We start from the raw sequence: 7,657 nt of genomic DNA, 5'->3' as shown, positions 1-7,657 counted from the left end.
GAAAATATATTAAGTTTGATCAATGAGAGACCGGTAAAACATTGTATAGTATTTTACACAGGATTATGGACTTGACTATGTATCATACAGAATAAAATTTACTTATTTTTGCATATTATCGTTATTTTATTTTTTAATTAATTTATTTTTTCTGTATTAGAAAAACAAGTGTAACTGTAAATATACCCTTTCTTGAATTAAAATTCTTGATCGACTTTAGTCAATAATGATTAGTTTGTTCATCAAACTATGAATCATTTTTCTATTTTTAGTGAAAAAAACTGAAATTTAAAAACCTTATCCTGTCAACTAATTTGAAATATAGTAATAAAAACCTTTATTTAACAAGCTTTTAAAGCTTATTTTTCTGTTACAATAGTCGAGGATTTGTGAAAAAAATGATGAAAACCGAAAGGCGTGTAAAATTTGATTAAATCAGTTGTGTTTGATGTTGATGATACGATGTACGATCAGCAACAACCATTTAGAAATGCGGTAAAAAGAGTCGTTCCGCTTGTTTCGGATGAAGATATGCATCCATTATATATCCGTTTCCGCCATCATAGTGACGAAAATTTCCCTAAAGTAATGGCAGGTAATTGGACATTGGAATACATGCGAGCACACCGGATCAGTCAATCACTCAAAGATTTGGACTATCCCCATATCACTGAAAAAGATGGCCTTTATTTCCAACAAGTTTATGAAGAAGAGTTAGATAATATTTGTCTTCATAAAGAAGTAAAGAAAACATTGGATTTTTTGAAAACAAAAGATGTTCCTCTTGGAATCATCACAAACGGCCCTACTGATCATCAAACAAAAAAATTGAATCAGCTTCAATTAAAAAAATGGATTCCTGCTGAAAACATGATCGTTTCTCAAGCAACAGGTTATCAAAAACCTGAAAAAGAAATTTTTCAACTCGCTGAAAAGCAATTCAATATGACAGCATGTGAAACATTATATGTTGGCGATAACTACGATAACGATGTGCTAGGCGCAAAAAAAGCAGACTGGCAAGCTCTTTGGTTCAACCATCGCGAACGAAAAATTGATGAATCACCAACTTGCGACATCGAAATCACCTCTTTTGATCAATTGTTAGAAACAATGCAAGCTATCTTTAGCTAATGTCGTTATCCTAACTTTATAACGCAAAAAATAAGCCAAATAATCTTTAAAATAGCATTTGCAAGCCAAAAGATAGTCACTCTATCATTTGATTGCACTTCGGGAAAGCTATTTTAGATTATTTGGCTTCATTCATTTTAGTAACTTGTCTTCTAAATCTAACAGTTTATGATACTTCCTATTCTTCCAATTCTCCAACACTGAGGATCATACGAATATCTTCTTCTGTTAATTTAGTCAATTGTTCCTCATTCCCTTGGATGACTTTTTGGAATAATTCTCGTTTCTCTTGTTGCAGAGAATCCATTCGTTCCTCGATCGTTCCTTCTGCGATCATTCGCCACACTTCAACGACATTCTTTTGGCCGATTCGATGGGCTCTACCAGCTGCTTGTTCCTCAATTGCTGGATTCCACCATAAATCGTAAAGAATCACGGTATCTGCACCAGTCAGGTTCAATCCAGTCCCTCCTGCTTTTAACGAAATCAAGAAAACATCTCTTTCTCCTTCATTAAACGCATCGACCATCGTTAAACGATCTTGCGGCTTAGTACTTCCTCTCAAATAGAATGTGGAAAGTCCTAATTCAGCTAATTCCTCTTGCAAAATTGTCAACATTCCTGTGAATTGTGAAAACAATAGGACACGACGATTATTTTCTTTTGCTGCTACAAGTAGATCTTTTACTTGCTCTAATTTGCCAGAACCACCTTGATAATCATCAATGAATAAACGCGGATCACAGCAGATCTGTCGTAATCGAGTCAGTCCTGCTAAAATACCGATTCGATTCTTTTTGAATGTTTCAGAATCCATTGAGGTGATTTCTTCTCTCATTTGACGCAGATAGGCTAGATATACCGTTTTTTGTTCTTCAGTCAATGCTGAGTAAAGGTTCATCTCCGTTTTTTCAGGTAAGTCTTTGAGTACCGTTTGTTTATCGCGGCGTAATACAAATGGCCGGATCATCTTCGCAATTTCTTCCGGAGTCAATTCCCTAAATCGTGTTTTGTTCGGGAAAAATCCTGGCATGATTGTCGCAAAAAGTGACCATAATTCTTCTAGGTTATTTTCGATTGGTGTCCCACTCAACGCAAATCGTTGTGGAATACTTAGTTCTCGTAGAGCTTGAGCGGTCTTTGTACTACTATTTTTAACCATTTGTGCTTCATCTAATATCAGATAGTTGATTGTTTTTTCTTGGTAATCTGCTAGATCTTGCCTCAAACTTGCATAGGATGTCACTCTTATATCTGCTTCAAGTGATAATAGCTCTTCACGTTCTTTTTTGTTGCCGTTGATCACTTGGATACTTAAAGAAGGCGCAAATTTTTTCACTTCTGCTTGCCAGTTGTAGATCAAACTTGCTGGTGCAACGATCAAGGCAGATAGATTTCCTTTTTCTTCTTTTTCAGAAAGTAAGTACGCAATCGTCTGCAACGTTTTCCCAAGTCCCATTTCATCTGCTAAGATTCCGCCAAATTGATAGTTTCCTAACATTTTTAACCATTTAAACCCTTGTTTTTGGTAATCTCTGAGCTCAGCATGCAATGTTTCAGGTAATTCTACCTGGTATTGTTCCGGTTGGATCAGATCATGGATCATTTTTTGGAATGAATCACTAAAGGATGCATTACTACCTGACAATTTATCTTGGATGATCAATCCTTGATTTTTCGGTAGATGTATCGTCCCTGAATCTGAGCGGATCGACTCTCTAAATTGTTGTAATACTTGACTGGTTTGTTGGAATTCTTCTGAATCAAATGATAATACTTGACCATTTTCGAGGGTATAAAAAGCATCATTACGTAATAAACTTTGTAAAACTTGGTCAATCTCATGTTCATTGATCCCCGTCACGTCAAATCGTATATCTAACCACGAGCTTGTTTCTTCTACCTCTATTTTTGGTTGATGTCGCTGCGCATCTAAGTACAATTCACGAAGCTTTTTACCAAGTCTGACTTCACCAAATTGACGGAAAACTGCCAATTCTGTACGGAAAAAAGCATACAATTCTTCGCCTGATGGCAAAGCACGTTCATAACCAGTTTCATTTTTTCGGTAACGATACATCTTGAATAAATCCAGAACTCGTTGTTCTTGTGCTTTATCCCTCAATACTTCTGAAGAATCCCCAGCACTCACTTCATGTTTTGCATCGGTTGAAAAAATCACTTTATCATAAACGAAATCAACACGTGTTTGTATCTTTCCTTTTGATTTACGGAAGTAAAAAACAAAGTCAACAGGAATATCCGTCACTTCTGCTTTCACTTCATCAGCTACCTCTACCTCACCAACCTCGGAAAGTAACGGAATGATCTCTTTAAATAAAGAAGAAAGCTCTTTTTTCTCAAATAATACTTCTGGTTCTGTAAATCTTCGCATGAGTTGTTTCCAAGTTAAATAGACAGCTTGCTGCTGCTTATTTAATGAATAAAAAGTGCCTTGGATCATTCCCCACTGGTAATGTGTCAAAAATAAATCAAAATCATTTTGTGCAACTAATCGATAAGACTCATTTTGCTTTGTTACTGTGAATACCAATGGTTTCTCATTCTCAGAAAATTGGATGCCTTGAAACTTCAACTCATTGATTTGCACTTGCAAGCGTGTCGTTTGATTCATCTGTGACAGCAACGATTTAGCTTGTTCGATCGGCAATAGTAGAAAACGTTTATCAAGTTTTCCTTTCACTTGCATCCCACTTGAGCCTAAAAGAAGTTGCGTTTGCGCACAACCTGCTAATTGAGATAAAATCTCCTGATCCTCACTCTGGAACGCACGATGATCTAACTGAAATTGATACTGCTTATTAACGGTATAATTCTCATTTTCAGTAAAGGATTGAAGAAAATCAAAAATATTTTTGACGATATATGTTTTCTTTGGATTATCTAAATAACCAATACGTAAATAGAGCGCTAAGATAGCTAATTCTGGGTGATAATGATTTGTTTCGATTGCCTCTACCTGATATTCAACAATCAAGGGTTGTATTCTTTGAGCAGTATTTTTGATTTTAAGCCGCGAAAATCCTTTTGATAAGATCTCTCCCTCACTACTTCTTTTCACTGGTTCGATCATTGCCTGATCTGCTTGAATGATTCGTGAAAGATTCTTGGATCGCAAGTACAACTCCACTGCCACAGTATGCTTACAATACTTATGCTCTTCCCAGTAAGGACATTGACAAAAATCAACTTCTTTTGCTGTGCCATCCAAATCCACCATGTATAGTTCACTACCTAAAACTTCTGCATGCCATACTTTTTCTTCTTGGTCAGGGACTACCGATAACACCCGTCCTTCTTGCAGGTACTGACGTCCTCTTGCAATGACTTTTTCCGGTATACTCCATTTCATCGTTGTTCATCCCCCTATTATCCAAGATGATAGCGTACCTTACTTTGGCCACTACCTTCTGTACTGATTCTTATTTGTTGTACAACTCTTTCCTTTAATTCCCTTACATGACTGATGATACCAATCATTCGTCCTTCACTTTCAATCGTTTCCAATGCCTCGATAGCCATTTCAAGTGCTTCTTCATCTAAAGAACCAAAACCTTCATCAATAAATAAGGCCTCAATGGTTACTCCACCTGTTTGTGCTTGGATCACTTCGGCTAACGCTAAGGCTAATGAAAGGGCGGCAATAAAACTTTCCCCACCTGAGAGAGTATGCGCACCTCGAGACATCCCCGCTTCATCATCGTAGATATTGATTTCAAGTCCCGTTTTACCACGATAACTACCTACTTCTTCGGCTAACTCAAATTGATACCGATTTTTTGTTAGACGTTGCAACTGTGAGTTGGCCACTTGAAGTACTTCTTGCAAGTAGACTTGTAGCACATATCTCTCTAAGCTAGTCTTTCGAGGATTCTCACCATTGATCGTTTGTGCAAGTTGTTGCAGTTCGATCAGTTCATCTAACTGTTTCTGACTGGTTTGATAAATCGAAGAAAACTCCTCAATAATCTGTTGATTCTGATTCTTTTGTTCTTGCCATCGATAGCAACTTTCTTGCTGTTTCGTTACTTCTTCTTTTATTCTTTCTAACTGTTCCTTCAAATCATTTAAATCCTGAAGCTCTTCTTCCAGAGAAATCGTTGCTAGTTGTGCAAGTCGGTCCTCTACAATCAAGCGTTCTTCTTCATAGGCATCGGTGGTTTGAACTGCTTCATTGTATACTTCTTCTTGTTGCACAAAAGAAAGAATCTCCTCAGTTTCTTTGAAGTAGTCCTGCTCCTTCATTTTTTCTGAAATTTTCTCTTGGACGCTTTCAAGTTTTTGATCATTTTTTTTCTGCTGTTCATGGATCGTATCAAGCTGTGTTTTCAATAAGTTGATTTCTTGTGAATAACTAAGACCTTGTTCCATTTCTTTCGATAGCCGCTGCGTTTTTGAAGCGATTTGTTCTTCTAAGTATTTGACGTCCGCCGATAATGTATGGGTATCGATCTTTTCCAACTGCTTGGCCAAACTGGCTGATTCGCCTTGTGTTTGTTGGATTTTTTCTTTATTTTGATCAATGTATTGTCCGATTTCTTTTAACCTATCCGTGATTTCTGGTAATTTCTCCAGTATTTCTTGTTGGGCTTTCTTTGCCTGTGCAATGACACTTATCTGAGCCGTTAAATCACGGTCGATTTCCTTTAAGGATACAACAAGATCGCTCACCTTCGCAAATCTGAAAGTTTTTTTGATTTTCGTTTTCAATATTTCTTCGTTTTTAGCGATTTCTTCTCTCTTGGCTGAACACCATTCAGTAAGCTTTATTAGTTGCTCAGAAATTTTCGTTCGATCTGCTTCGTTTCGACCAATTTCTTGATGGATTTGATCGATCACTGATTCTGTTTGCGCTAATTTTTGTTCAAGTGCTACGATTTCTTCTTTTTCTGGTAGCTCATGCCGATCCTGTTGATTAGGATGTTCTGTCGCCCCGCATACTGGACAAGGTTGTCCTGGAAGTAATAACAGCTGTAGTCGTGCAATTTGTTGGCTCGCCCACTGACTTTTCAAGCGGTCTAACAATTCTGTCTGTTGACTTAAATACTCTTGGTTTGCTTCATACTGACTTTTGATCTCATTTAACTGTACTCGATAACTTTCGATCTGTTCTTTCTTTTCGTTCCATTGTTCGATCATCTCTTGATGTTTTTCATGTTCTTGGCGGAGTTTTTCATAATGAAGTCGATTTTCTTGTAGCTCCTCTTGTTCTGCCAGTTGTTCTTGGATTTTTTGTTGTTCCAATAGGATCTGCGCTTCTTCTTGGCTGATGACTCTTTTTTTCTCTTGCAGCGCTTGCTCTTCCTCTTGTAACTCTTTTAGGTCTACTTGCTTTTGTTGCCATTGATCAGCGATCGGCAACAATATTTTTTTCTCCTGAAAATCTTTAGATAACCCGTCGATTTCTTTTTGGAGAGCCATTCGTTCTTCTTCTTGTTCTAACCATTTTTTGTAGAGCTGCTCTTTATGCGTAAGTTGTTCGAAATAAGCTCTTTCTTTTGTTGCCATTTCAAGCTGATCACTTACATATTCATGACTTCTTGCTATAGTATCCTGTAATTTTTGGGCAAATTCATATTGTTTGATCCATTGCCTTTTTTCAGCGATTACTGTCTCTTTTTCGTCTAATTCTTTTTTTCGTTGAATCAATCTTGTTTTTTCTTTGTAGCTTTTATTCAAAGATTCTGAGCGGTAATAATCATTTTCTATTTGTTTTTGTTGCTCTTGTAATTTCAAAAGTTTGGCTTTTTCAGCCAAGATGATTTCTTCAAGTGCTGTCTGTTCATGCTGCCAAAGAGCAATCGTTTCTTCATAACTAACGTTTTCAGTTGGCTCTTCATTCATCATCACAAAACGTTTTCGAAGCAATGTTAGTTCTTGTTCCAGATGGTCCAACTTTTGCTGTTGTAACTTTGCCTTTTCTTTCAATTGTTCATTAAATTGCTGAAAGAATTGTGAACCAAATAAATTACGGAGAACCCCTTCTTTTTCACTACTTGAAGAAATCAAAAAATTACGAAATTCGCCTTGCGGTAATAACACGATTTGCGAGAACTGCTTCGCATCCAGATTCAGTAATTCTTTGATCAATTGATCGACTTCACTGCGCTTCGTGTACTGTTTGATTTCTTTGCCTTTGGCATCAAAAATCGTTAATGACACTTTAGCAGCTTGCTTCCGATTACCATTGCCTTTACGTTTCGCAAGCACCTGTTCTGGTTTTCGTTCTATTTCGTAACTCATCTGCTGATGTTCAAAAGAAAACAAGACACTCGTTTCCTCTTCCGGTGTTGCAAAAAGGGAACGCATTTCTTTCGCTGAACGGATTTTACCCGAAGTTTCGCCAAATAGTGCGTAGGTCATACCATCAAAAATCGTTGTCTTTCCTGCACCTGTTTTACCTGTGATCAAGAAAAGCGGTGCATCCGTAAGTTTAGAAAAATCAATGGTCTCATCAATAAATGGACCAAAATTTTTTAATGTTAATTTTTTAGGTTTCATT

Annotated in this window: 3 protein-coding genes; 1 reads left to right on the top strand and 2 read right to left on the bottom strand. The window is 36.9% G+C overall.

What is annotated here, in order from left to right:
- Positions 1 to 426 precede the first annotated feature (426 nt).
- Positions 427 to 1,134: an HAD family hydrolase gene (locus FGQ66_RS12675; protein WP_138302550.1), complete on the top strand. Its 708-nt coding sequence runs from the start codon at positions 427 to 429 to the stop codon at positions 1,132 to 1,134.
- A gap of 178 nt (positions 1,135 to 1,312) precedes the next feature.
- Here FGQ66_RS12675 and FGQ66_RS12670 read toward each other — a convergent pair whose 3' ends face one another.
- Both FGQ66_RS12670 and FGQ66_RS12665 read right to left on the bottom strand, forming a co-directional pair.
- Positions 1,313 to 4,507 (bottom strand): DEAD/DEAH box helicase, encoded by a 3,195-nt coding sequence (locus FGQ66_RS12670; protein WP_138302549.1) that lies wholly within the window; start codon positions 4,505 to 4,507, stop codon positions 1,313 to 1,315.
- A gap of 17 nt (positions 4,508 to 4,524) precedes the next feature.
- The gene (locus tag FGQ66_RS12665) at positions 4,525 to 7,656 is read right to left on the bottom strand and encodes an AAA family ATPase (protein WP_138302548.1); all 3,132 of its coding nucleotides are present in this window, start codon (positions 7,654 to 7,656) and stop codon (positions 4,525 to 4,527) included.
- Position 7,657: the final 1 nt, after the last annotated feature.

Source organism: Enterococcus sp. BSD2780061688st2 D3 (assembly GCF_005844145.1).
GTDB lineage: Bacteria > Bacillota > Bacilli > Lactobacillales > Enterococcaceae > Enterococcus_B > Enterococcus_B durans.
This window is presented reverse-complemented; position numbering and strand designations above follow the sequence as displayed.

What these genes read in the sequence shown, in the direction of transcription:
- FGQ66_RS12665 (WP_138302548.1), bottom strand. Translation starts at nt 7,656, where the DNA reads ATGAAACCTAAAAAATTAACATTAAAAAATTTTGGTCCATTTATTGAT.
- FGQ66_RS12670 (WP_138302549.1), bottom strand. Translation starts at nt 4,507, where the DNA reads ATGAAATGGAGTATACCGGAAAAAGTCATTGCAAGAGGACGTCAGTAC.